20 protein-coding genes are annotated in these 24,531 nt (G+C 70.9%); 9 read left to right on the top strand and 11 right to left on the bottom strand.

Annotated features, from left to right (window positions below; all coding sequences use genetic code 11):
* Position 1: 1 nt before the first annotated feature.
* Positions 2 to 691 carry a cell division ATP-binding protein FtsE gene (ftsE, locus tag ABZ810_RS07615; protein ID WP_358400533.1) on the bottom strand — a complete coding sequence of 230 codons (690 nt, stop codon included), beginning with the start codon at positions 689 to 691 and terminating at the stop codon, positions 2 to 4.
* Positions 692 to 1,040: 349 nt separating this feature from the next.
* Between ftsE and ABZ810_RS07610 the strand changes: the two genes are divergently transcribed.
* A complete protein-coding gene (locus ABZ810_RS07610; protein WP_358400530.1) occupies positions 1,041 to 1,226 on the top strand; it encodes a hypothetical protein in 186 nt (61 codons plus the stop codon).
* 24 nt (positions 1,227 to 1,250) lie between these two features.
* Here ABZ810_RS07610 and ABZ810_RS07605 read toward each other — a convergent pair whose 3' ends face one another.
* Positions 1,251 to 2,309, bottom strand: a complete 1,059-nt coding sequence (locus ABZ810_RS07605) for a hypothetical protein (RefSeq protein ID WP_358400528.1) — start codon at positions 2,307 to 2,309, stop codon at positions 1,251 to 1,253.
* Positions 2,310 to 2,423: 114 nt separating this feature from the next.
* On the opposite strand from ABZ810_RS07605, the gene prfB reads away from it, so the two are divergent.
* The 3 genes from prfB (at position 2,424) to ABZ810_RS07590 (ending at position 5,705) form a co-directional block, all read left to right on the top strand.
* Positions 2,424 to 3,539: a peptide chain release factor 2 gene (gene prfB / locus ABZ810_RS07600; protein WP_358400525.1), complete on the top strand. Its 1,116-nt coding sequence runs from the start codon at positions 2,424 to 2,426 to the stop codon at positions 3,537 to 3,539.
* 110 nt (positions 3,540 to 3,649) lie between these two features.
* Positions 3,650 to 4,660, top strand: a complete 1,011-nt coding sequence (locus ABZ810_RS07595) for a hypothetical protein (protein ID WP_358400523.1) — start codon at positions 3,650 to 3,652, stop codon at positions 4,658 to 4,660.
* A 130-nt stretch (positions 4,661 to 4,790) separates the two neighbouring features.
* Positions 4,791 to 5,705, top strand: a complete 915-nt coding sequence (locus ABZ810_RS07590) for a hypothetical protein (RefSeq protein ID WP_358400521.1) — start codon at positions 4,791 to 4,793, stop codon at positions 5,703 to 5,705.
* 76 nt (positions 5,706 to 5,781) lie between these two features.
* Here the strand turns inward: ABZ810_RS07590 and ABZ810_RS07585 are convergent, their stop codons facing one another.
* Together ABZ810_RS07585 and ABZ810_RS07580 are read right to left on the bottom strand one after the other, a co-directional pair.
* Entirely contained in the window at positions 5,782 to 10,614 is a 4,833-nt protein-coding gene (locus ABZ810_RS07585) for an NAD-glutamate dehydrogenase (protein WP_358400519.1), read from the bottom strand.
* Positions 10,615 to 10,777: 163 nt separating this feature from the next.
* A complete protein-coding gene (locus tag ABZ810_RS07580; protein ID WP_358400517.1) occupies positions 10,778 to 12,496 on the bottom strand; it encodes a serine/threonine-protein kinase in 1,719 nt (572 codons plus the stop codon).
* 341 nt (positions 12,497 to 12,837) lie between these two features.
* On the opposite strand from ABZ810_RS07580, the gene ABZ810_RS07575 reads away from it, so the two are divergent.
* The 3 genes from ABZ810_RS07575 (at position 12,838) to ABZ810_RS07565 (ending at position 15,802) form a co-directional block, all read left to right on the top strand.
* Positions 12,838 to 13,899 carry a C40 family peptidase gene (locus ABZ810_RS07575; protein WP_358400515.1) on the top strand — a complete coding sequence of 354 codons (1,062 nt, stop codon included), beginning with the start codon at positions 12,838 to 12,840 and terminating at the stop codon, positions 13,897 to 13,899.
* A gap of 90 nt (positions 13,900 to 13,989) precedes the next feature.
* Entirely contained in the window at positions 13,990 to 14,586 is a 597-nt protein-coding gene (locus tag ABZ810_RS07570; RefSeq protein WP_358400512.1) for a hypothetical protein, read from the top strand.
* Between the two features lie 202 nt (positions 14,587 to 14,788).
* The gene (locus ABZ810_RS07565) at positions 14,789 to 15,802 is read left to right on the top strand and encodes an endonuclease/exonuclease/phosphatase family protein (RefSeq protein ID WP_358400510.1); all 1,014 of its coding nucleotides are present in this window, start codon (positions 14,789 to 14,791) and stop codon (positions 15,800 to 15,802) included.
* A gap of 53 nt (positions 15,803 to 15,855) precedes the next feature.
* Here ABZ810_RS07565 and ABZ810_RS07560 read toward each other — a convergent pair whose 3' ends face one another.
* A complete protein-coding gene (locus tag ABZ810_RS07560) occupies positions 15,856 to 15,990 on the bottom strand; it encodes a hypothetical protein (protein ID WP_358400508.1) in 135 nt (44 codons plus the stop codon).
* A 139-nt stretch (positions 15,991 to 16,129) separates the two neighbouring features.
* A complete protein-coding gene (locus ABZ810_RS07555; RefSeq protein WP_358400505.1) occupies positions 16,130 to 16,303 on the bottom strand; it encodes a hypothetical protein in 174 nt (57 codons plus the stop codon).
* 334 nt (positions 16,304 to 16,637) lie between these two features.
* On the opposite strand from ABZ810_RS07555, the gene ABZ810_RS07550 reads away from it, so the two are divergent.
* Entirely contained in the window at positions 16,638 to 17,522 is an 885-nt protein-coding gene (locus ABZ810_RS07550; protein WP_358400502.1) for a hypothetical protein, read from the top strand.
* A 95-nt stretch (positions 17,523 to 17,617) separates the two neighbouring features.
* The gene (locus ABZ810_RS07545) at positions 17,618 to 18,334 is read left to right on the top strand and encodes an alpha/beta fold hydrolase (RefSeq protein ID WP_358400500.1); all 717 of its coding nucleotides are present in this window, start codon (positions 17,618 to 17,620) and stop codon (positions 18,332 to 18,334) included.
* Positions 18,335 to 18,409: 75 nt separating this feature from the next.
* Here ABZ810_RS07545 and ABZ810_RS07540 read toward each other — a convergent pair whose 3' ends face one another.
* The 5 genes from ABZ810_RS07540 to ABZ810_RS07520 form a co-directional block, all read right to left on the bottom strand.
* A complete protein-coding gene (locus tag ABZ810_RS07540) occupies positions 18,410 to 20,374 on the bottom strand; it encodes an acetoacetate--CoA ligase (RefSeq protein ID WP_358400498.1) in 1,965 nt (654 codons plus the stop codon).
* Positions 20,375 to 20,508: 134 nt separating this feature from the next.
* Entirely contained in the window at positions 20,509 to 21,219 is a 711-nt protein-coding gene (locus ABZ810_RS07535) for a haloacid dehalogenase-like hydrolase (protein ID WP_358400495.1), read from the bottom strand.
* A gap of 234 nt (positions 21,220 to 21,453) precedes the next feature.
* Positions 21,454 to 21,996, bottom strand: coding sequence for a hypothetical protein (locus ABZ810_RS07530; RefSeq protein ID WP_358400493.1), 543 nt, complete (start codon positions 21,994 to 21,996; stop codon positions 21,454 to 21,456).
* A 115-nt stretch (positions 21,997 to 22,111) separates the two neighbouring features.
* A complete protein-coding gene (gene pruA / locus ABZ810_RS07525) occupies positions 22,112 to 23,740 on the bottom strand; it encodes an L-glutamate gamma-semialdehyde dehydrogenase (RefSeq protein WP_358400491.1) in 1,629 nt (542 codons plus the stop codon).
* Between the two features lie 283 nt (positions 23,741 to 24,023).
* Positions 24,024 to 24,530 (bottom strand): hypothetical protein, encoded by a 507-nt coding sequence (locus tag ABZ810_RS07520; RefSeq protein WP_358401696.1) that lies wholly within the window; start codon positions 24,528 to 24,530, stop codon positions 24,024 to 24,026.
* Between the last annotated feature and the right edge of the window lies 1 nt (position 24,531).

Genomic DNA, 24,531 nt, shown 5'->3' with positions numbered 1-24,531 from the left:
CCTAGTAGGCCTGGCCGTAGACGCCTCGCGACTGGTCGCGGACGACCCGGCCGTCCTCCAGCTCGACGACGCGCTTGCGGAAGGCGTCGACGATCGCGGCGTCGTGGGTGGCCATCACCACGGTCGTACCGGTCCGGTTGATCCGGTCGAGCACCTTCATGATGCCGATGGACGTGGCCGGGTCGATGTTCCCGGTGGGCTCGTCGGCCAGGAGGATCATGGGCCGGTTGACGAAGGCCCGGGCGATGGCGACGCGCTGCTGCTCACCGCCGGACAGCTCGTCCGGCATCCGGTTGGCCTTGCCTTCGAGTCCGACGAGGTCGATGACCTCGGGGACCACCTTGCTGATGAAACGCCGGGGCTTGCCGATCACCTCGAGGGCGAACGCGACGTTCTCGAAGACGTTCTTGTTGGGGAGGAGCCGGAAGTCCTGGAAGACACAACCGATACGGCGCCGCAGGTGCGGCACCTTCCAGTTGGTCAACCGGCTGAGGTCCTTGCCCGCCACGTGCACGTGACCCTGGGTAGGACGCTCCTCCTTGAGGACGAGGCGCAGGAAGGTCGACTTGCCAGAGCCCGACGGACCGACCAGGAACAGGAACTCGCCCTTTTCGATGGCGACGTTCACGTGCTGGAGGGCCGGCCGGTTCTGGCTCTTGTAGACCTTGGTGACGTTGTCGAAATGGATCACGGCTGCATCACGGCGGTTCAGTCTAGGGGTCTGAGAACGGTGACGCCGGGAACCCCGGACGGATCCGGGATGGGAGCGACTCCGCTGCGCCGCCCGGCCGGGTGACCAGGTGGCTTCCGAGCACTATAGAGGGGAGAGTCAACTGCCTCGGCCCGTACGAGGCGGCGAGGGGGTGCCGGGACGGCCGTTGGGCGCGGCGTGTCGGCCCCGGGAAAACGAGTGCCTGCCATACCGCTGACTCCCGACGTACGCCGGTTCGTGCCCTTTGAGCTCTCGGACTTGCCGGAACGACCATACAGTCCGGCTACGCTGGATGATGGCGAATTGCACGGAGATAGGGGCCCACGACATGAGCTGCGAACACCTGATCTGCGCTCGGTGCTCGGGTCCGGTGGTCGAGGGAAGGTGCCCGACCTGCCGGATCGCCCGTGACGAGATGCACCGCCACGGACCGTCCATCCCGCCGGTCCTGATCCTGGCCGGGCTGGTGGCGCTGCTGTTCGTGGCGCTCGTCGTCCAGCGCGCCGCCGGCTGAGAGATACGCCACGCCGGACCTTCGTTATTTGGGGGCCGGGGTGGTGGCGCGGGCGAGCGCGCCCGCCTCGGCGATCACGTCGGCCTTGCCCTGGACCTTGCCGTCCCGCCCGTCCCCGTTCACCTTGACCGGGTCGTACGCGCCGAACTGGAAGATGTCGGTGGTGTGGATCTCGGCGCCCTCGACGGTGCCGTCCAGGAGGTGGGCCACGTCCGGGGAGATCGGCGGCTTGCCCTTGTCCTTGTCCTTGGATTTCATGACGCTGTTGCGCGTGAGCGCGTAGAGCACCAGGCCGCTGCCGTTGTCGGTGCGCAGCGGGAAGAAGGGGAAGGACGTCGCCACGAAGACGGCCTCCAGCTCCAGGCCGTTCTCCTTGGCCTTCTTCCTGTCCTTGCGGGTCTGCGAGTAGTAGCCCGTGGTGTAGCGCCCGGCCTTCATCACCTTGGCGGCGACGCTGTCGGGGCCCTCGGCGGCCAGCGTGGCCTGGATGCCGGGCAGCGCCCGCGGCTGGATCAGCACGGAGGCGTCGGTGGTCGCCAGCGGTGTCGCGTAGCCGTCGGCGTCGACCGTCACCTTGGGCGCCCGGGCCTTCGGCGCCAGCGTCGTGCTCAGGCTCAGCTTCCAGGTGTCGGCCGGGCTGCGCCGCACGAACGCCAGGTAGGTCTCGCGGGTGCTCTCGGCGTCGCCCTTGACGGTCCGGGGCACCTGGGCCACGAACCAGTGGGGATAGTCGACCAGCTTGGGCACGAGCAGCTTGGGCTCGCCGTAGTCGTAGCGCCGGACCGGATCGCCCTCGAAGGCCGCCTTGCGGTATTCGGCCGCGGTCAGCGGGGACTGGCCGTCGGTGACCCAGCTGAGCGCCAGCCGCTCGTCGCCGGCCGCCCGCGCGACGTCCTCGTCGATGATGAACGTCCTGAACTGGCGTTCGGCGACCTCGGGCGTCAGCGGCTCGGGGGTCGGCGTCGCGGTCGCGATCACGGTCCTGGACGTACGCGCCGCGGGCCGCCCGTCACCGGCACAGCCGCTGACGGCGAACGGCACGGTCAGCAGCAGCGCCACCACCGTCCGCGAGACCCTCAGCACCCGCCCTCGCCCCCTGGATCTTTTCCGAAATCACTACGCTGACCCGTGATTCTGCCATCAGCCGGGGTATGGCCGGGCGCTCGGGCACTACCCCGGCGGCGATAAGCTCGACCTGTGGCAGGCATCGAACCCGAAGAACAGCTCAAGGAGCTCGGCTCGACCCTCGCCGGCATCGAGCAGGTGCTGGATCTCGACGGCATGCGGCGTGACATCGCCGAGCTGCGGGAGCAGTCGGCCGACCCTGACCTGTGGAACGACCAGGAGCGCGCCCAGTCGGTGACGCGCCGCCTGTCGTACCTGGAGAGCGAGCTCAGCAAGGTCGAGGGCCTGCGCAAGCATCACGAGGACGTGGGCGCCGCCTACGAGCTCGCCGCGGAGTTCGACGACGAGGAGACCCGCAAGGAGGCCGACGAGCAGCTGGAGTTGCTGCACAAGTCCGTCCAGCAGCTCGAGGTCCGCACGCTGATGTCGGGCGAGTACGACGCCCGCGAGGCGCTCGTCACCATCAACGCCCAGGCGGGCGGGGTCGACGCGGCCGATTGGGCCGAGCAGCTGCAGCGCATGTACCTCCGCTGGGCCGAACGCCACGGCTACCCCACCGAGGTCTACGACACGTCCTACGCCGAAGAGGCCGGGATCAAGTCGACCACCTTCACGGTCAAGGCCCCCTACGCCTACGGCACGCTGCGCGGCGAGCACGGCACGCACCGCCTGGTCCGCATCTCGCCGTTCGACAACCAGGGCCGCCGGCAGACCTCGTTCGCCGGCCTGGACGTGGTGCCGGTCGTCGAGCAGAGCGACCACGTCGACATCGACGAGAGCGAACTGCGCATCGACGTCTACCGGTCGTCCGGCCCCGGCGGGCAGGGCGTCAACACCACCGACTCGGCGGTGCGGATCACCCACATCCCCACCGGCATCGTGGTCTCCTGCCAGAACGAGCGCTCCCAGCTGCAGAACAAGGCGACGGCCATGAACGTGCTGCAGGCCAAGCTGCTGGAGCGCAAGCGGCAGGAGGAGGCGGAGGCGATGTCCGCGCTGCGCGGCGAGGGCACCAGCAGCTGGGGCACGCAGATCCGCAACTACGTCCTCCACCCGTACCAGATCGTCAAGGACCTGCGCACGGGCGTCGAGGTCGGCAACCCGACCTCGGTGCTGGACGGCGACATCGACGAGTTCATCGAGGCCGAGATCCGCTGGATGCGCCAGCAGGAGTCGGCAAGCTCCTGATCACCGAAAAGCCGGGCATAGCACTCATTCCGGATTCGCTGCGTGACCTGTCGGTCACTCTGTGATGATGAGGGTGGATCGTTTCTTCGCCTGACCTTCGGGGTTCCACCATGCTCGTTCGTGACCGCGCCATCCGTCCGCTGCCACGACTCGCCGTCCCGCTCGTCCTGCCGCTCACCCTGCCGGCCCTGCTGCTCGGCACCGCGGCGGCCTGCGGCGACAGCTCGTCGGCCAAGGACACGGCCGCCACGCCGGCGCTGACCAAGGCGGAGGCCGCGAAGGTCATCGACGCCTACGGCGCGGCCGCCAACAAGGCCGCCGCGACCCTCGACGCGAAGGCCCTGGCCGCCGTCGAGACCGGGCCGCAACTGGCCATGGACACCGCGCAGTTCAAGCTCCGCAAGGCGATCGGGCAGCGCACGGCCACCGTCGCCAAGTTCACCAAGCCCGCGTTCTACATCCCGCGCATGGACGGCCACCCGCGCTGGTTCGCGGCCGACGTCACCACCGAGACGGGCAAAGACTCCCTGCGGCACGCGCTGCTGTTCACGCAGGCCAAGCCCGGCGGCCCGTGGCTGCTCGCCGCCGATCCCTACCTCTCGGAGGCCGCGTTCGCCAAGGTCGCCCTCGACAAGGAGGGCTACGCCACTCCGGTGCGGCCCGACGACAACGCGCCCGCGCTCCAGCCCGCCAAGGTCCCGGACGCGCACGCCGCGCTCCTGACCGGCGGCCCGCAGGCCCCCGGCGCGGCCGGGCTGGCGGCCGGGCCCACGACCACCCAGGCGTACGACGCCCTGCGCCAGGCCCAGCGCCAGCTCAAGCCCGGCGGCGTGACGCTGACCTCGAGCTTCACCGCCGAGCCCGGCCCCGTCCGCGCCCTGCGCACCACGGACGGCGGCGCGCTGGTCTGGTACGTCGTCCGGCAGAACGAGGCGTACTCCAGCCGCAAGAAGGGCAAGCTGGCAGTGACCGGTGATCTCGTCGGGCTCGCCCCGCCGGCCTCCGCCAGGAAGCGCCTGGACACCACCGTCCTGGTGCAGTACCTGGCGGCGGTGCCGCGCGAGGGCCAGACGACCGTCACCGGGATGTACCGCAAGGCCGTCCAGGCCGCGGGTTCCTGATCTCCGTCGGGTGCCGGTGCCGCCCTGCTCTTCCTGACCGCTGCAGCGGGGCGGCATCGGCACCCTTCGGACCTTCCCAGTCTTCTACACTGACGCGGCATACTTCCGAATCGTCCGCTGAGGTGGGGAATTGCTCCGACAGTCGGTCCCGGTGCTCACCGGCGGCGCGCTGCTGCTGTTCCTCACCGCCGCCTGCTCGGACGGCCCCGCGTCCCCGGCGGTCAAGGCCGGCTCCCCCAGCGAGAAGCCCGCGGTCACCGCGGCCGAGGCCGACAAGGTCCTCAAGGACTGGACCGCCCGCCACAACAAGGCGGTCACCTCGGGCGACGAACGCCAGTGGCGGGCCGCGGTCACCGGCGGCCTCGAGGCCCCGGTCAGCGCCCGCGTCCGCGCGTACGGGCGACTCCCGGCCACCACCCGGATCGCCCTGCTCAACCCCGTCCTGTACGTACCGCGCAACGGCGGCGGCAAGACCTCCTGGTTCGCGGCCGCGGCCCTCCAGCGGTCCGGCGGCAGGGAGCAGCAGGTCCTCGCGCTCTTCGTCCGTGCCGGCCCCAAGGACTCCTGGCGGGCCGCGCACTGGCTCACGTTCAAGGGCAAGCCGCCGGAGCTGGCCTACGACAGCGAGGGGTACGCCATACCGGCGGCCGACCGGGGCCTCCCGGCCGCGCACGCCGCCTATCTGACCTCAGGCGACCAGACCGCGTTCACACCGGACGCCTACACCGCCAAGGCCCGCACGCCCTCCTACGGCGGCTGGAAGCCCTCCCGGGCCCGCTACACGCCCGGTCCGGGCCCGTCCTACGCCCTCCGCACCAAGGACGGCGGCTCGCTCGTCTGGTACGGCCTCACCCACAAGACCGCGCTCAGCGGCGGCAGCACCGGCAACCTGCCCGCCGACATCCGCAACCAGCTCACCAGGACCAAGACCAAGCCGTCCGGCGCCATCCAGGCGGGCTGGCAGTGGCTCGCCATCGGCTACTCCCCCGCCTCCGGCAAGGGCACCGTCCTGGGCGAGTCCGTCTCCCTCACCACCGCCTACTAGCCCCGCGCCCCGGCCGGACCCCCCGAAACGCCTCGCGGCCCCGGGGAAGATATCCCGAGGCCGCGAAAGCCGGTGACTACAGCCCGCTGGCGTTGACGAGGGTGCGGATCGCGCCGAGGGCCACCGAGAGGGTGGCCAGGTCGAAGCTGTCGCTCTCCCAGATCTCGGTCAGGGTCTGCTGGGCGCGGAGCACCGCGGTCTCGTTCTTGTCGGCCCAGTTGGCCAGGCGCGCCTCCGGCTGCGCCCCGGACGCGCTGGCGACCAGGACATCGCGGGAGAGGGCGGCGTGCGCCACGTACAGGTCGTCGCGGAGCGCGCTGCGGGCCATCGAACGCCAGCGGTCGTCGCGCGGCAGGGCGATGATGCGCTCGCGCAGGCGGGTGAGCTGGAGCCGGTCGGCCAGGTCGAAGTAGACCTCGGCGACCTCCTCCACCGGCCGGCCGATGTCGTGCGCGACGCTCACCAGGTCGAACGTGGAGTAGGCGGGCACCATCATGGCGGTCTGCTCGGCCAGCTCGTCGGGCACGCCGCGTTCGGCGAAACCGTCGCGGCGCTGCTCGAACCCGGCCAGGTCGAGCCCCACCAGCAGCTTGGGCAGCTGGGCGCCGAGCGTGTAGGCGCCGGACGCGAAGAAGTCGATGGTGTCCTGGATGTCGAACGGGGGCCGCCGGTTGTGCAGCAGCCAGCGGGCGCCGCGTTCGGTGAGCTTGCGCGCCTCCAGCAACATCGCGACCTGCGTCGACTCGTCCACCTGGTGCGCCAGGCCCTCGACCGACTCCCAGAAGCGCGGCATGTCGAAGACCTCGCGGGCGACCAGGTAGGCGCGGGCGATGTCGCCGGGCGAGGCGCCGGTCTCCTCGTTCATGCGGAACATGAACGTGATGCCGCTGTTGTTGACCAGGTCGTTCACGACCGCGGTGTTGATGATCTCGCGGCGCAGCGGGTGCCGTTCCATGTAGTCCTGGAACCGGTCGCGCAGCGGCGTCGGGAAGTAGTCGACCAGCCAGGACCGCAGGTAGGGGTCGTCGGGCAGGTCGGAGACGACCAGGTCCTCGTCGAGGGTGAGCTTGGCGTAGGCCAGCAGCACCGAGAACTCCGGTCCGGTCAGGCCGCGGCCGGACTGGCGCCGTTCGGCCAGCGCCTTGTCGTCGGGCAGGAACTCCAGCCGCCGCTTGAGCCGCCCGGCGCGCTCCATCTTGCGCAACATCCGGGCGTGCACGTGCAACATCGCCGGGGCCTGGGCGCGGGCGGCGGCCAGCGTGACGTTCTGCGCGTAGTTGTCGCGCAGGACGAGCTCGGCGACCTCGCCGGTCATCTCGTACAGCAGGTGGTCGCGCTGCTTGCGGGTCAGCTCGCCGTCGCGCACGACCTGGTCGAGCAGGATCTTGATGTTGACCTCGTGGTCGGAGGTGTCGACGCCCGCCGAGTTGTCGATGAAGTCGGTGTTGACCAGGCCGCCCTCACGCGCGAACTCGATGCGGCCGAGCTGGGTGAGGCCGAGGTTGCCGCCCTCGCCGATCACCTTGCAGCGCAGCTCGGACCCGTCGACGCGCACCAGGTCGTTGGCCTTGTCACCGACGTCGGCGTTGTTCTCGACCGACGCCTTGACGTAGGTGCCGATGCCGCCGTTCCACAGCAGGTCGACCGGCGCCAGCAGGGCGGCGCGGATCAGCTCGAACGGGGTCATCGCCAGCACGTCGTCGGCGATGCCGAGGGCGGCGCGGATCTCCGGGCTCAGCTTGATCGACTTCTTGGTGCGCGGGAAGATCCCGCCGCCCCTGGACAGCAGCTCGGTGTTGTAGTCGGCCCACGAGCTGCGCGGCAGCGCGAACATGCGCTTGCGCTCCTCGAACGACACCGCCGGGTCCGGGTCGGGGTCGATGAAGATGTGCCGGTGGTCGAACGCGGCGACCAGCCTGGTGTGCTCGCTGAGCAACATCCCGTTGCCGAAGACGTCGCCGCTCATGTCGCCGATGCCGACGACCGTGAAGTCCTCGTGCTGGATGTCCTTGCCGAGCGACCTGAAGTGGTATTTCACCGACTCCCAGGCGCCCCGCGCGGTGATCCCCATCGCCTTGTGGTCGTAGCCGACCGAGCCGCCGGAGGCGAACGCGTCGCCGAGCCAGAAGCCGTACGAGGCGGCCACCTCGTTGGCGATGTCGGAGAACGTGGCGGTGCCCTTGTCGGCGGCGACCACCAGGTAGGTGTCGTCGTCATCGTGGCGCACCACGTTGGGCGGCGGCACGACCTTGCCGTCCACCAGGTTGTCGGTGACGTCGAGCAGGCCGGAGATGAAGTCCTTGTAGCAGGCGATGCCGGCCTGCATGAACGCCTCGCGGTCGGCGGCCGGGTCGGGCAGCTGCTTGCCGACGAAGCCGCCCTTGGCCCCGGCGGGGACGATCACGGTGTTCTTGACCGCCTGCGCCTTGACCAGGCCGAGGATCTCGGTGCGGAAGTCCTCGCGCCGGTCGGACCAGCGCAGGCCGCCGCGGGCCACCTTGCCGTAGCGCAGGTGCACGCCCTCGACCTTCGGCGAGTACACGAAGATCTCGAACTTGGGCCGCGGCTGCGGCAGGTCGGGGATCGCCTCCGGGTCGAACTTCAGTGCCAGGTAGGGCTTGGCCTGGTAGTGGTTCGTCCGCAGCGTCGCCATGATCATCGCCAGGTAGGACCGCAGGATGCGGTCCTCGTCGAGGCTGGCGACCTCGTCCAGCTTGCCGGACAGCTCCTCGGCGATCCCGGCGCTGCGCTCCTCCTCGCCGCCGGCCAGCGCCGGGTCGAGGCGGCTCTGCCACAGCCGGATCAGCAGCCGGGTGATCGACGGGTTGCCGAGCAGCACCTGCTCGATGTAGCGCTTGGTGAACGGCGTGCCGGTCTGCCGCAGGTAGAGGGCGTACGCGCGGAGCACCATCGCCTGCCGCCAGTCGAGGCCGACGTGGAGCACCAGGGCGTTGAAGCCGTCGTTCTCGATGTCACCGCGCCACAGCGCGTTGTAGGCGTCCTGGAACAGCCGCTTGACGTCGTCCTCGTCGACGTCCGCGCGCGGCTCGTAGCGCAGGCCCAGGTCGTAGATCCAGTAGCCGCGGTCGCCCTCGTGGGGGTTGATCTCGTACGGGCGCTCGTCGACGACCTCGACGCCCATGTTGGTCAGCAGCGGCAGGACGCGCGACAGCGAGATGGGCGGGCCCAGCCGGTAGATCTTGAGGCGGCGCTCCCCCGGCCCGGCGCCGAACGGCTCGTACAGGTTGATCGAGATCTCGCCCTCGGCGCCGAGCTCCTCGAGCCGCTTGAGGTCGGCCACCGCCGTACGGGCCGGGAAGTCGGCCTTGTAGCCCTCCGGGAAGGCGTCGCCGTAGCGGCGCGACAGGGTGCTCGACCGTTCTTCGCCGCACTGCTCCAGGATCGCGTCGCTGAGGTCGTCGGCCCAGGACCGGGTGGCGGCGGCGAGGCGCGCCTCCAGGTCGTCGGCGTCGACGTCGGGCAGCGGCCGGCCGCGCTCGCCGCGGACGACCACGTGCAGGCGGGCCAGGGTCGACTCGGTCACGTTGGCGCTGTAGTCGACGCTCACGCCGTGGAACGCGTGCCGCAGGATCTCCTGGATGCGCAGCCGGACCTTGGTGGTGTAACGGTCGCGCGGCAGGTAGACCATGCACGACATGTAGCGGCCGTAGAGGTCCTTGCGCAGGAACAGCTTGAGCTGGCGGCGCTCGCGCAGCCGCAGCACGCCGAGCGCTATCGGCAGCAGGTCCTCGACCGAGATCTGGAACAGCTCGTCGCGCGGGTAACTCTCCAGTATCTCGATGAGGTCCTGGCCGTCGTAGCTGTCCGGGGTGAAGCCGGCGAGCTCCAGCACCTCGTCCAGCTTGCGCTTGAGCACCGGGACGTGCGAGATCGACTCGCTGTAGGCGACGTGCGTGAACAGGCCGAGGAACCGGCGCTCGCCGCTGACCTCGCCGTTCTCGTCGAACTTCTTCACCCCGATGTAGTCGAGGTAGAGCGGCCGGTGCACCGTGGACCGCGAGTTGGCCTTGGTGATCACCAGCAGGTGCTTCTCGGTGGCCTTCTCCCGCACCTCGGGCGGCAGCGAGGCGAACCCCTCCGACTCCGGCTTGTCGCTGCGCAGGATGCCCAGGCCGCTGCCCGGCTCGGGGCGGAGCGCGGTGCCGTCGTCGGTGAGCGTGTAGTCGCGGTAGCCCAGGAACGTGAAATGTCCGTTGGCGAGCCAGTCGAGCAGCTCGACGCCCTCCGCCAGCTCCTTCTCGGGCAGCGGCGGCGCGTTCTCCCGGATCTCGAGGGCGATCTCGCCGGCGCGGGAGCGCATCTTGGGCTCGTCCTCGACCGAGACCCGCACGTCCTGGAGGACCCGCAGCAGGTCGCGTTCGACCTGTTCGAGCCGGGCGCGGTCACTCGTGCGGTCGACCTCGACGTGGATCCACGACTCGTCGATGTCGGTGTCGCTGTCGAGCTTGCCGCGGAACGCCTTCATGTGGCCCGCGACGTCCCGGTCGACGCCGAGCAGCGGGTGCACGATCAGATGGGCGGTCAGCTCGTGCCGGGCGATCTCCATCGACACGCTGTCGACCAGGAACGGCATGTCGTCGGTGACCACCTGGACGACGGTGTGCCCCGGGTCCCAGCCGTTCTCCTCGATGGTGGGGGTGAAGACCCGCACCTTGGCGCGGCCCTGGGGCCGTTCCTCGCCGAGCGCCCGGTGCGCCATGGCCGGCCCGCAGATGTCGGCGGGGTCGCGGGAGAGCAGATCTTCGGGGTCCACGTGCCGGTAGTACAGCCGGAGGTACGCGACCGACTCCTCCAGATCTCCGCCCCGGCGCGCGCCGGCCCCCTGGGCCCACGTCTCAGCCGCCCGCCTGAGCAGGTCGTCCTTAGCCTGGTCGAGCTTGCCGCCCATCAACAACTCCCCTTGAGGCCCTCCGCCACAACGTTGTGGCGCCGCTCACTGCGTCAGCGTAGCCAGGAATCGGCGCAAAGCCGACCGGCGGGGCCGCGACTCGTTCGTGCCGTCGCCCGCCCCGCCACCTGACCGATCAGTTCGCCCCGATGACACCAGATTTCTAGCCCGCGCGCCGGGGGAACGCGGCGTCCGACCCGTACCGGGTGAGGGACGACGCGGGATCGCCGTCGGCGGCCGGGCCGCCCTCGGTGCCCGCCGGCTCTCCGGTGGGCGGGTCGGTGGGCGGATCGGTGGGCGGATCGGTCGGGGGGTCGGTGGGCGGATCGGTCGGGGTGCCCGTCGGAGTGTCGGTCGGCGTGCCGGTCGGCGGCGTGCTCGTGGGCGTGTCCGTCGGCGTCGCCGACGGCGACACGGTGGGCGTCGGGCTGGTCGACCGCAGCGGCTGCTGGCGCCGGGTCGGAGTCGAGGCCGGCTCGTCGTCCGGCGAACCGGAGTCGCCCGAGATGTCGGCCGGCACGTTCTGCCCCGGGTTGCTCGCCGGGTTGGCCGGGCTCTGGCCGCCGCCCAGCGCGAGCGCCACCGACGTCACCGCCACCACGATCAGGACGACCGCGGCCGCGGTGAGCAGCGCCGTCCGGTTGGAGACCGTCCGGAGCCCGCCGCCGCCCGGCTTGGCCGCCTGGTCGCCGCCCCGGGCACCTGGGATGGTGCTCTCTCCGAGGGAATCGGCGTTCTCCGCGATGAACTCGGCGGGGCTGGGCAGGCGTTCACGACGTCCGGCGGTGGGGTCGTCGCCGGACGGCGTGACGGCCGCGACGACCCTCGTCTCGTCCGCGGGCTCGCCCTCGTCCTCGTCTGTGGCCTCGCCGTGAACGTCGCCGTCAGCGTCGCCGTGGTAGCCGGCGGCCTGCTCGAACTCGCCGGCCTCGCCGGCCTCGCCGAACTCGTCGAGGTCGTCGAGGTCGTCGAGGTCGTCGCCGAACTCGGCCGCGACCTCGCTGCCCGCCGCCAGGATCGCGGTGCCGTCCTCGTCGGCGGCCGGCGCCACGACCACCGGGGCCGCGACGGTGATCTCCTCGTGGCCGAGCAGCCGCATCAGCACCTGGCGGGCCTGCGGACGCTCGTCCGGCTCCTTGTTGAGGCAGTCGGAGACCAGGCCGCGCAGCGGCCCTTCGAGGTCGCCGAGATTGGGCTCGTGGTGCAGGATCCGGTTGATCACGGCCGGGATGGTGTCCTGGCCGAACGGCGCCTCGCCGATCGCCGCGAACACCAGGGTCGCCGCCCAGCAGAACACGTCCGCCGGGGTGCCGATCTCGTCGCCCTGCAACTGCTCGGGCGCCATGTAGGAGGGGGTGCCGATGACCTTGCTGGTCAATGTGGTGGAGCCGCTGATCGCCCGGGCCACGCCGAAGTCGATGACGCGCGGCCCGTCCGGGCCGATGAGCACGTTGTGCGGCTTGAAGTCGCGGTGAATGATCTTGGCCTGGTGGATGGCGGACAGCGCCGTCGCCGTGCCCACCGCCAGCCGTTCCAGCGCGGCGCCGCGCAGCGGTCCCTCCGCCAGCACCAGCTGGTTGAGCGACGGCCCCGGCACGTACTCGCTGACGATGTAGGGACGCTCGCCGTCCGCGTCGGCGTCGATCACCTGGGCGGTGCAGAACGGCGCGACCCGCTTGGCGACCTCGAGCTCGCGCAGGAACCGCGCCCGCGCCTTGTCGTCCGAGGTGAGCTCCGCGTGCAGCAGCTTGATGGCGACCCTGCGGCCGTCCTCCGCGGTGCCGAGGAAGACGGTGCCCTGGCCACCCTCGCCGACCCGGCCGATCAGAGCGTACGACCCCAGTTGCTCCGGATCACCGGATCGCAGTGCCCCAACCTCCATGCGTGGCACAGCCCCTCTCTCGACTTGCTCGCGCCGAACCGGACCGTAGCCGAATCAGCACAGACCAGCCTTCCGTGGTGGGACGCCCCAGTCCCAGGGAAAGTTGACCCGGCCCTGCGACCCTACGGCGTGATCTGCCCGATCCGCTCCCTCTCCGGCCACATTTGACGCGAACGGCCAGCCTAGCCCCGAACACCCCATCCGCGATACCACCACCAATTGCGCAATGCCCACGAAAGCGCAGGCCAGAGTGGGTTTTTCGGCAACTTCCAGGCGTGTCACGCGCATGCCCCGGGTAGACCGCCGCCTGACGATCTTCGTCGTTAGGAGGTTTGACAGGCATGTCCATTCCGTTAAAGACCGCGTGCTGCGCGACGACCGTCGCGCTGGCCATGGTCCCCGGGGTCGCCGAGGCCGCCGAGCTCTCTCAACCTGACAAGATCCAGGCCTCGTCCGATGCCCAGGACCCGATCGCGACCGCCCAGGCGAACAGCCCGGCCGAAGCGATCGACACCCAGGCGGTCAACCAGGCGACGAGCCGGGCGCACACCGCCACGGCTCCCGACCAGACGCACGACGCCGCAGCGCCTCACCAGGCGCGCGCGGCCGCGACACGGGACCGGTCACAAGCCCGCGCCGCCGCGACGCCAGACCAGGCGCAGGCGGCAGCGGCGCCCGACCAGGGACCCGCCGCAGCTCAGGCGCAGCCGCAAGCGGCCGCAGCTCCTGACCAGGCACAGGTGGCCGCCGCCCCTCACCAGGGGCACAGCGCCGCGACGTCCAGCCGGTCGCACACCGCGACGGCGTCCAGCCGGATGGAGCTCGCCCGTGCGGGCGGCAAGGTCTCCGTCACGTACGCCAACGGGAAGGTCGCCGCCGTCCGCCAGGCCGCGCCGGTCCGTTCCGCGGGCAAGCGGCAGAACGGCATGCGCAACACCAACGCCAAGCGGCTGGCCGCACTGCAACAAGCGGTGCGCAAGCAGCGGGCGCGCATGGAGGCCCAGTGGCAGCGCCGCGCCGACCGCGCGCTCCGCTTCGCACTGGCGCAACGCGGCCGCCCGTACGTGTACGGCGGCACCGGCGGTGGCGGCTTCGACTGCTCGGGCCTGACCCAGCAGTCCTGGCGCCGCGCCGGGGTTCCGGTGCCGCGCGTCGCCGCGACGCAGTACAGGAAGATCCGCAACCGGGTGTCACGCAAGAACCTGAGGCCCGGCGACCTGGTCTTCTTCAACGGCCTCGGCCACGTCGGCATGTACGTCGGCAAGTCGCGCTTCATCCACGCGCCGCGCACCGGCCGCCGGGTGAGCGTCGAGCGGCTGAGCGGCTACTACCGCACCAACTACGTCGGGGCCGTCCGCCCCGGCTGGAAGCGGCTCCCGGCGATCCCGACGAGCCTCTACTGAGCTGAGCCGGGACACCACGTCCTGAGCTGAGCCGGGACGCGCGCCGGGCGAACACCACCCGCCCGGCGCGCGTTCGCCACAATGACCCGCATGACCACACTCGACGGGCGCCGCGTCTACACCCGCGCCGACCTCATGGAGACCCACGGCGTCGGCCGCAGCACCCTGGAGAAGTGGTACCGCGAACGTTCCGCCAACGGCCACCCCGAACCCGCGGGCACCGTCGGCGGCCAGCTCGCCTGGGACGCCGACGCCTGGGACCGCTGGCACACCGCCCGCGCCACCCCCGCCGCGCCACCTCCCGGCCTGGTCACCCGGGACGACCTGACCGCCAGGCACGGCATCTCCCGCCACACCCTCAAGAAGCTCTGGTCGGAACGCGCCGACAACGGCCACCCCGCCCCCGCACACCAGTCGGGCCGGACCCTCTACTGGAACGAGTCCGAGTGGCTCACCTGGTACGAGGCTCACGGGTCCGCCGCCCCCGAGGTATCCCCCGACGACCTCGTCACCCTCGCCGAAGCGGCCCGCATCCTGGGCCTGGCCCAGTCCAGCGCCACCGTCTACGCCAAACGCCCACCCGCCGGCTGGCCCCAGCCCGCCGAAGAAGAACCCCTGGGAGGCGGCCGGGTCCGCCGCCTCTACCGCCGCCGCGACATAGAGACCTACAGATCCCGCCCACGCTGAACCCGCCGCGCATCGCGGCTTCCTGGTGACCGCTTCGGGCCATTGCGCGTTCGTTCTATACGCGTCCGCGGCATCGGTCCAGCATTCGCTGTGAAGGTCCCTCGTGGCGCCTGTGACGGTGCCGGTCGCAGCCGGGTCATCGTGACGTTCCTCGCCTCAGGGGCTCAGCCGCCCAGTGATGGGTCGACCCAGGAGGTGCCCGGTGCGACGAAGATCTGTCGCGATCGCGATGCTGGCAGGGATGGTGGCCTGGCTCGGAGTCTTCGGCGTCGCGTCCGCGAGCGAGACGAGCGCCGTTCCACGGATGTCGCAGATCGTGACCACCCCCCATCCGACGCCGAAGGTCCACTCGGTGCCGGCTCCTCCCGGCCGTCAGCGGACGGCCCCTCCGGGGGCGCTGTCATCCCAGCAGGTCGGCGTCAAGATCCACCACTACAACCTCTGCGCGGGCAACGACGCCTGCGTCGCGCATCCGGAGCTCGTCGACCACGCGCGGAACCTGGCCGCCTACTTCATGACGGTCGACGGCGGCTGGTTCCTCTCCCTCAACGAGGTGTGCAAGAGCGACTTCGACGACCTCGCCAAGCGCCTCAATTCCGCCGGGACGATGGTCTACGCCCTCAACGACAGCTCTGACTGCGATGGCCCGTACGGAAGCGCGATCCTTCATCCGGGAGGGATCCGCGAAGGCGGCGAAGCGCTCTTCTTCCCCACCCAGGAGGCGGCGAGGGTCGGCGACTGCGGCGACGAGGAGTGCCGGGCCATGCTCTGTCTCAGGCTCGGAACCTACGCCGGCCCGATGTCGGTGTGCACCGCGCATCTGGAGACCGGTACCGAACGAGCGCCGGGCAGCGACCTCACCATCGGCCAGGCGCAGGCCAACGAGTACCTCTGGATCGCCACCGGCTACGCCGCCGGACGCAAGAGGGTGCTCGCCGGCGACCTCAACCTGGTGCCCAACAACCGTGACGGGCAGCTCGAGGTGGACGAACTGCCGGACTCCTACAACCAAGGGCTGTGGGACCTGGTGTCGGGCAACACCTACCCGAACTGGGAGCCCGACTCCAACGACAACCCCGTCCGGCGGACCCCCCACTCCAAGATCGATTACATCTGGGTCGACGCCCAGAACCTGGCCATCAGGCCAAGGCCGTTCTGCGAGAACAACCCGTTCTCCAGCGACCACTGCTACACGTCCGGCGAGTGGGTCCCCTAGCCACGACGTCCCCGGGAGCGCGGACCCCGGCTCCCGGGGGCCTGGACCCAAGGTCAGATCGGCAACTCGATGACCAGCGAGCCGAAATCCGGCGCGTCCGGGAACGGCCACAGCTTCCTGACCTTCTTCCACCCCCACCGCGCATACGCGTTCTGGGCCGAGTCGTTGTCCTCCCAGACCAGCAGCACCGCCCGTTCCTCGCCTCCCCCCGAAGCAACTCGTCGTGGAGCGCGTGGGCGACGCCCTGGCCCTGCCGATCCGGCATAGACCGGCACGACCACTTCGCCGAGAATCCCCGCCGTCGGCGTCGCGGCTCCGGGCTCCCGTTCAGTGGGGGATGCCGTCGATGAGGTCGCGGGCGCCTTTGCGAAGCAGGTCTCCGGCCACGTAGGCACCCAGGTCCGTTCCTTTGTCCGGGGCCGACCATTCCTGCGAGTGGACGAAGGCGGACCCGTCGCGGGTGAACACCATGCTGCGCAGGCTCACCTGTACTTTGCCCATAGCCGGACCTCCGTTGTCCGGTCAGGCCCCGGGATCCCTGGTGTTCGCGCACCGGGCCGGGGTCGCTTTCGTTTTCGAGGCGGGGCACGCACCGGCGCCTATCGTTGGCCCCATGGGAAGTCGACGGCACGCTCCGCACTCTCAGTCAAACCGCGTCACACAGCGCAGTTGAAGGGGAGAATGGAGAGGCGGAGGCGAGATCGAGCCGGAACGTGCGACGCAGAAGCACCCCGTTGCCGACGCCGCTTCCGACGAATTTCAAGCTCTCGAGCTGGCACGCCGCGTTGCGGCGAGCGACGTCGGCGACGACACGCTCGTGACATTGGAGCTAGTGGTGGACGACCTGGCGTCCGCCTACCCACGTTCGGCCCCGGCGGACCTACTGGTCCGCACCCGGCAACATCTCGCCTACGTGTCGCACCTGATGGACGCTCGCATGACCCTGGCTCAGCGCCGTCGCCTCATCGTCGTGGGGGCGTGGCTGTCCTTGCTGGCGGCCACATGCGACATCGACCTGGGCAAGCGCCCGGCTGCGGCCGCACGCCTCCGGACCGCTTCACAACTCGCTGATCATTCTGGCCATACCGAGATCCTTGCGTGGGCTCTCGAAATCCAGGCGTGGCAGTTCCTCACCGATGGCGACTACCGGCGGGCCGTGTCACTTGCCCGAAGCGCTCAAGAGGTCGCGCCCAAGACCGGCTCCGCGTTCATCCAGGCGACCGCGCAAGAAGGGCGCGCCTGGGCCCGGCTTGGCGCCGCCCCAGAGACTCGCGCAGCTCTGACCCGAGTCGAGCGCCTCGTGTCGCCCCTGCGGATGCCGGAACGCCCCGAGCACCACTTCAGGTACGACCCGGCCAAAAGCGACGCGTACACCGCGACCACGCTCTCATGGCTGGGGGATCCGGCCGCCGAACAGTACGCGCGTGGTGTCCTGGGCCGCCTGGAGAAGCCGGTCAGCGGTCCCGCACGGCCGCGTCGGGCCGCCTCCGCGAGGCTTGATCTCGCTCTTGCCCTCCTTGCCTCGCACCAACCCGACGAGGCCGCCCACACCGCTATGGAGGCCCTCAACAGCGGACGCCTGGTTCCGTCGAACTACTGGCGTGTCGCCGAGGTCATCACAGCCGTAGAAGCACTCAGGCTTCCGGAGGCGGCCGAGCTGAGTGAGGCATACCGTCAGCTGCCTCCACCACGCGGCAACCCAGACGGCGCGATCGTGTGACACCTCTTTCGAGCAGCGAGCGGCTGCACGTCCCCGTGGGTGGTGGGCGGGTTGATGGCCGTGCGGGTGGCAGGCGGTTCAGCGCGGTGGGTGGGGTGCGGACGTTCGAGGTGGGTGTCTCGGGGGCACCGACGGTGGTGCTGCCGGGGTTGCCGGTGAATGCCGACACCTGGGCTCCGGTCGTGGCCGGGCTTGGAGGGGCGCGTGCCGTCGATCTGCCGGGGCTGGGGATGAGCGCGGGAGGACGGGACGACTGGCCGTCCTGGCTGGCGGGGCTCGTGGCCGACGCCCACCACCTGGTGGGACATTCCATCGGCGCCGCGGCCGCCGTCGAGGCCGCCGCCTCTCACCCCGGCTCGGTCGAGCAGCTCACGCTCGTGGCGCCGTTCTTCCTTCAGGCGTACCCGTCCCGCTCCGCTCGATGGACGTTCCTCACGCGGGCGTACCTCAAGCGTGTCGGCCGCGAGAAGCTCGCCGAGCGGCTCACCGGGACCACCGAGGCGGCGGCCGCGCTCGGCGGCGTCGTGGCGGATCTGCGGCGTGGCACCGTCGCGGCCACGGCCGCCCGGCTGCTGGCCGAGACCGCGTCGCCGTGGCGCGACGACCTCATGGCGAAGCTGCGACGTCATCCCGGGCACGTCCACGTCATCGTGGGCTCCGAAGATCCGCTGTCCCCGGCGGGCAGGGCGTTCGTCGAAGGGCTTCCGGACGCCGCCGTGACGATCGTTCCCGGCGCCGGTCACCACCCTCAGCTGACGCACCCGCAGGCCGTCGCCGACGCCATCAGCGCGCGCAGCGAGGTGCTCCGATGAGGCCATCGGTGGGCGCGGCGCGGTGCTGCGCCGAGGGGCTCGGCGCCCGGTCGAGGACGGCGGACGAGGACGCCCTCAGTTGTCGGGGGTGAAGTGCTGGAGGACTTCGGGGTTGGCCATGGAGTCGGGGTTGGCGGCCTGCTCGATCGGGGTGCCCAGCAGGATCTTGCGGACCGGGATCTCCAGTTTCTTGCCGGAGAGGGTGCGCGGGATGCCGGGGACCTCGTGGATCTCGTCCGGGACGTGGCGGGGTGAGAGGGAGGCGCGCAGGGACGACTTGAGGCGCTTGGTCAGGTCGTCCGACAGGGACGAGCCGGGCGTGAGCTGGACGTAGAGGATCAGGCGGCCCTCCTGGCCCAGGCGGCCGGTGTCGATGACGAGGCTGTCGGCGATCTCGGTGAACGCCTCGACGACGCGGTAGAAGTCTGCGGTGCCCATCCGGATGCCGCCGCGGTTGAGGGTCGAGTCGGAACGGCCGTAGATGACGCAGCCGCCGTCGTCCAGGACCTTGATCCAGTCGCCGTGCCGCCAGGTGCCGGGGTACATGTCGAAGTACGACTCGCGGTAGCGGCTGCCGTCCTCGTCGTTCCAGAAGAAGACCGGCATGGACGGCATGGGCTCGGTGAGGACGAGTTCGCCGACCTCGTTGAGGGCGGGCCTGCCGTCCTCGGTGAACGACTCGACCTTGGCGCCCAGGCCGCGGCACTGGATGACGCCGGGGCGCAGCGGCAGGAGGACGGACGGGCCGACGAAGCCCGTGCAGACGTCCGTGCCGCCGGAGAACGAGCCGAGGAGGGGGTCCTCGCCGACCGCCTCGTACACCCAGGTGAAGCCTTCGGGCGTCAGCGGCGAACCGGTGGAGCCGATGCCGCGCAGGGCGGACAGGTCGAGGTCCTTGCCCGGCTCCTCGCCCGCCTTGAGCGAGGCCAGGATGTACGGGGCGCCGACGCCGAAGTAGGTGACGTTGGCGTCGGCCGCGAGCTTCCAGAGGTCGATGGGCGCGCCGTCGTACATGACGACGGTCGAGCCGACCAGGAGACCGCCGATGAGGTAGTTCCACATCATCCAGCCGGTCGTGGTGTACCAGAAGAAGACGTCGCCGTGGCCGATGTCCTGGTGGAACGAGAGCGCCTTGAGGTGCTCCAGGACGACGCCGCCGTGGCCGTGCACGATCGGCTTGGGCAGGCCGGTGGTGCCCGACGAGTAGACGACCCAGAGCGGGTGGTCGAACGGGACGTCCTCGAACTCCAGGGGGTGGCCGTCGCGGGGCAGGTCGCCGTAGGGCATGCCGACGCGGAGGCCCTCGGGCGTGGAGGCCGGGTCCAGGTACGGGATGAGGACGGTGGCGGCGAGGGTCGGGAGCGACTCCTCGATCTCGCGCACGGTGTCGAGGCGGCTGAAGTGCTTGCCGTTGTAGGCGTAGCCGTCGACGGCGATCAGCACCTTGGGCTCGATCTGCGCGAACCGGTCGATGACGCTGGACGAGCCGAAGTCGGGCGAGCAGGACGACCAGATGGCGCCCAGGGAGGCCGTGGCGAGGAAGCAGACGAGGGCCTCGGGGATGTTGGGCAGGTAGGCGGCGACCCGGTCGCCGCGGCCGACGCCGAGGGCGGCCAGGCCCGCGCGTACCTCGGCCACGTGCAGGGCCAGCTCGCGGTACGTGAGGAGGCGATGCCCGCCCGCCTCGGACCGGAAGATCACCGCGGTCTCGTCCGGGGTCTCCTCGGCACGGCGCAGCGCGTTGGCGGCGTAGTTGACGGTCGCCCCGTCGAACCAGCGCAGCCCGTCCACCGGCATGTGCCCCCCGGACCGGACGGGGCCGTCGCCGCGGTGGCCGACGACCTTGAAGTAGTCCCAGATCGAGTCCCAGAAGGCGTCGACCTCGGTGACCGACCAGCGCCACAGCTCGTCGTAGGTGTCGGCCAGCACGCCGCGGTCCCAGAGCCAGTGCAGGTAGTGCGTCACCTTGGCGTTGGCGACGATCTCCTCGGACGGCTCCCAGAGCGGGGCGCTCCCAACGGTCGGATCGTCCTGTGCCATCGCCCTGGTCTCCTCTCGCGTACCCGCGCCGCGCCGCACGGATTCCCCAGCTTCGAGCCAGCATGCACAACCCCGCAACCCGACGCGACGGCGGGGTGGGCCGCAACCCCGAGCCCGGCACCACCGGGCCGGGGTCAGCCGTGGGCCAGGGAGGCTACGGAGCGGAGGACGGCGTCGGTGTCGGCCAGGGTGGGGAGCACGACCTCGGCGCCGGCGGAACGGAGCTCGGCCTCGGTGGCGCTGCCCGTGGCGACGGCGATGATCGGCGACCCGGCGATGTGGGCGGCCTGGACGTCGCGGGGCGAGTCGGCGATGTAGACGGTGGACGACTCGGTGAAGCGGGTCCGGTACTTCTCCCCCGCGCGGGAACGGGCCAGCTCCAGCAGCGCCGCCTTGCTGTAGACGCCGTTCTCGTAGCCGCCGACCTCCAGGTCGAGGCCGCCGGCCAGGCCCAGCTCGGTCAGCTTGAGCACGGCGCCGGCCTGGATGGAGCCGGTCAGCACGGACTGGACGGTGCCGGAGACGCGGGAGAGGGCGGCGACGGCCTCGCGGGCGCCGGGCAGGACGCGGCCGTGCGCCTTGAGGTCGGCGCGGCGGGCCTCGAACGCCCGGGCGAGCGCGGGCATGAACGCGGGCAGGTGATCGTCGGTGGTGACGATGTCGTTGAACGCGAGGGTCTCGAAGATGATCTCCGACTCGGTACGTCCCGGCGTCGGGGCGAGCCTGACCAGCGGCCTGCCGGTGGTGTGCCGGAACGCTTCGGCGTAGGCCTCCCGGGTGACCCGCCCCACGTCCACCAGAGTGTGATCGATGTTCCACAACACCAGGCGGTTCAGAGCTGCCATCCCGTTCCTTGCTCGACGTCGGGGGGATCCGCGTGCGCGTCGGCACGCGAGCCGCCCGCCGTCGTGGCGGGCGGCTCAATCGTCGGCCCTCGGCCCCGGTCCCCGCAAGCCGAGACCCGGACAGACCTCCGTAAAGGCCGTGCTCGCCACTGGCGGCCGCGCGGAGCTCGGCCCGGGTGCCGGAGGCACGTATGGACGCCGACCCGCGCGGGCTCGGGCGACCGCGGGCTCGGGTCAGCGGGGGGCGGCGAAGGTGCCTTCGGTGGTGGCGGTCCGGCCCAGGACGCCGCAGCTGATCTGGTCGCCGAGGCCCGGGATGTAGGTGGCCATGAAGGTGCGGAGCTTGAGCTTCTCGCCCGCGGCCCGTGTCGTCTCGGCCTGCGCCCGGACCCGGACGGTACGGGTCTCCCCCGCGGGCAGCTCCTCGAAGTGGCAGCTCACGCCGCGTTCGATCCGGCAGGTGCCGCCGCTCAGCGAAACGATCTTCAGGTCCTGGCCACCTCGGGCGCCGGCGACCTTCTCCGTGCGGACGATCAGGCGCTCGACCGCCGCCGGGCCGTGGTTGGTGATCTGGAAGGCGAACTCGAACTGCCCGCCCGGCAGCAGGCTCGCCGCCCCCACCGGCGTGATCCCGGTGTCGGCCTTCAGCGAGAGCTGGTGCTGGGCGGCCGACGCCTCCACCGGCTCGGCACGGACGTCGGAGAACCGTGCGGCCGCGACCACCGCCCCCGCGGTGGCCACGGCGAGCACGCTCCCCACGACCAGGATCCGGCGCATCCGGCGTCACCCTTCGTCGACTACGTCTTCGCAGGTAAAGAACGGTGCGAGCCGTACGGGCTATTCCCAACTGCCAGTCAAGTGCCGAGTCAACGGGCCCATGGAGGGGGGTCGATCACCCCATGTGGGGGTAGCGGTAGTCGGTCGGCGGCGCCAGCGTCTCCTTGATCGACCGCACGTTCGTCCAGCGGATCAGGTTGAAGATCGAGCCCGCCTTGTCGTTGGTGCCGCTGGCCCGCGCGCCGCCGAACGGCTGCTGGCCGACGACCGCGCCGGTGGGCTTGTCGTTGACGTAGAAGTTGCCGGCCGCGAACCGCAACTTCTCGGCGGCGTCGGCGACGGCGGCCCGGTCCTGGGCGATCACGGCGCCGGTGAGCCCGTACTCGGCGGCGCCCTCCATCTGGGTGAGCATCGCGTCGTAGTCGGAGTCCTCGTACACGTGCACGCCGAGGATCGGCCCGAAGTACTCCTTGGTGAAGATCTCGTCGGTCGGGTCGGCCGACTCCAGCACGGTCGGGCGGACGAAGTAGCCCTCGCCGTCGTCGAGGATGCCGCCCGCCAGCACCTTGATCGAGTCGAGGCCCTGGGCCCGCTCGATGGCCTGCCTGTGCTTGGCGAACGCACGTTCGTCGATCACCGCGCCCATGAACGCCGACAGGTCGTCGGCGACGTTGCCCATGGTGAGCGCCTCGACCTCGTCGCAGAACTCGTCGCGCATGCGGCTCCAGACCGACCGCGGCACGTAGGCGCGCGAGGCGGCGGAGCACTTCTGGCCCTGGTATTCGAACGCGCCGCGGACCAGCGCGGTCTTGAGCACGGCGGGGTCGGCCGACGGGTGCGCGACGACGAAGTCCTTGCCGCCGGTCTCGCCGACGAGCCGCGGGTAGCTCTTGTAGCCGGTGATGTTGTCGCCGACGGTCCGCCAGAGGTGCTGGAACGTGCCGGTGCTGCCGGTGAAGTGGATCCCGGCGAGCTCCGGGTGCGGCAGCGCCACGTTCGACACCGCCTGGCCGTCACCCGTGACCAGGTTGATCACGCCGGGCGGCAGGCCGGCCTCCTCCAGCAGCCGCATGGTGAAGTGCGCGGCGAACTGCTGGGTGGGCGACGGCTTCCAGAGGACCACGTTGCCCATCAGGGCGGCGGACGTCGGCAGGTTGCCGGCGATGGCGCTGAAGTTGAACGGCGTGATCGCCACCACGAAGCCCTCGAGCGGGCGGTACTCCATGCGGTTCCACACGCCCGGCGACGAGATCGGCTGGTGGGTGTACAGCTGGCGCGCGTAGTCGACGTTGAAGCGCCAGAAGTCGATCAGCTCGCAGGCCGAGTCGATCTCCGCCTGCTGCACCGACTTGGACTGGCCGAGGATGGTCGCGGCGTTGATCGTGGACCGCCACGGGCCCGACAGCAGGTCGGCGGCCCTGAGCAGGATCGCGGCCCGGTCGTCGAACGACATCGCCCGCCAGCCGGGGGCGGCGTCGCGGGCGGCGTCGACCGCGGCGCTCACGTCGTCGTCGGTGGCGTTCCTGAGCTGGCCGAGCACGTGCCGGTGGTTGTGCGGCTCCACCACGTCGATGGGCGAGCCGCCGCCGAGGCGCTTCTCGCCGCCGATCGTCATGGTCAGGTCGATCTGCTCGCCGCCGAGTTCCTTGATCTTGGCTTCGAGCGCGGCCCGCTCGCCGCTGCCCGGCGCATAGCCCTTGACCGGCTCGTTCACCGGCGTGGGCACGTTGGTGACGGCATCCATCTGATCGCTCCCAGAAAATCCGACATCGTTGTCGACAACAGGCGTGGTCCAGGGGACGGGCGGCGGACCGCCGGCTCCCGCTCATCGGGATCTACCCGCTGGAACGAAGCACCTACCAGCAGCCTACGAGATCATGCCCAATCGACCCGATTTGGAGTCCAAAGCACCAATTGTCCGCCCTCGTTGGCGCTCGCCCGCCCTCGTAGGCGACCAGCGGAAACGAGCGGAGACCAGCGGTGCGACCTGCCGCATCGGCCGCCCCCGCGGGCGGCCCGGCGCGTGCTCAGGGGACGAGGTGGGCCAGCTCCTGTGTCGCGTACCACAGGAGTTCGTGGCCTTCCGCGCCGTCGACCGTGAACTGGGCGTCCTCGTCTCCGGCGTCGGCGGCCGCCAGGGCGGCCACGGCCGCGCGCACGTCGTCCGCGGCGTCCGGGTCGTCGACGTGGCCGGAGGCGATCGTGCTCCACGGCACCACGCTCGTCACCTGGACGAGCGCGCGGGCGTCGTCGGCCGGGATGACGCCGCGGGCCCACTCCACCGTTTTGTCGGGCACCTCGGCCGCCAGCACCACCCGCCGCGGCGGGGTCGCGGGATCGGCGGCCAGCAGCCTGAGCGAGGCCCTGGCCGCGGCGGTCATCGCCGCGTACTCCAGCTCCTCGAGGTCGCCACCGGCGTACCACTCGCGCAGCGCCGGGGTCACGGCGTAGGCGGCGACCGGCGCGGGACCGGTCTCGCGGGCCTTCACCAGGCGGGCGAGATCGGTGAGCGTGGACGGCAGGTAGACGCGCATG

The organism is Spirillospora sp. NPDC047279 (genome assembly GCF_040643285.1).
Classification (GTDB): Bacteria; Actinomycetota; Actinomycetes; order Streptosporangiales; family Streptosporangiaceae; genus Spirillospora.
This window is presented reverse-complemented; position numbering and strand designations above follow the sequence as displayed.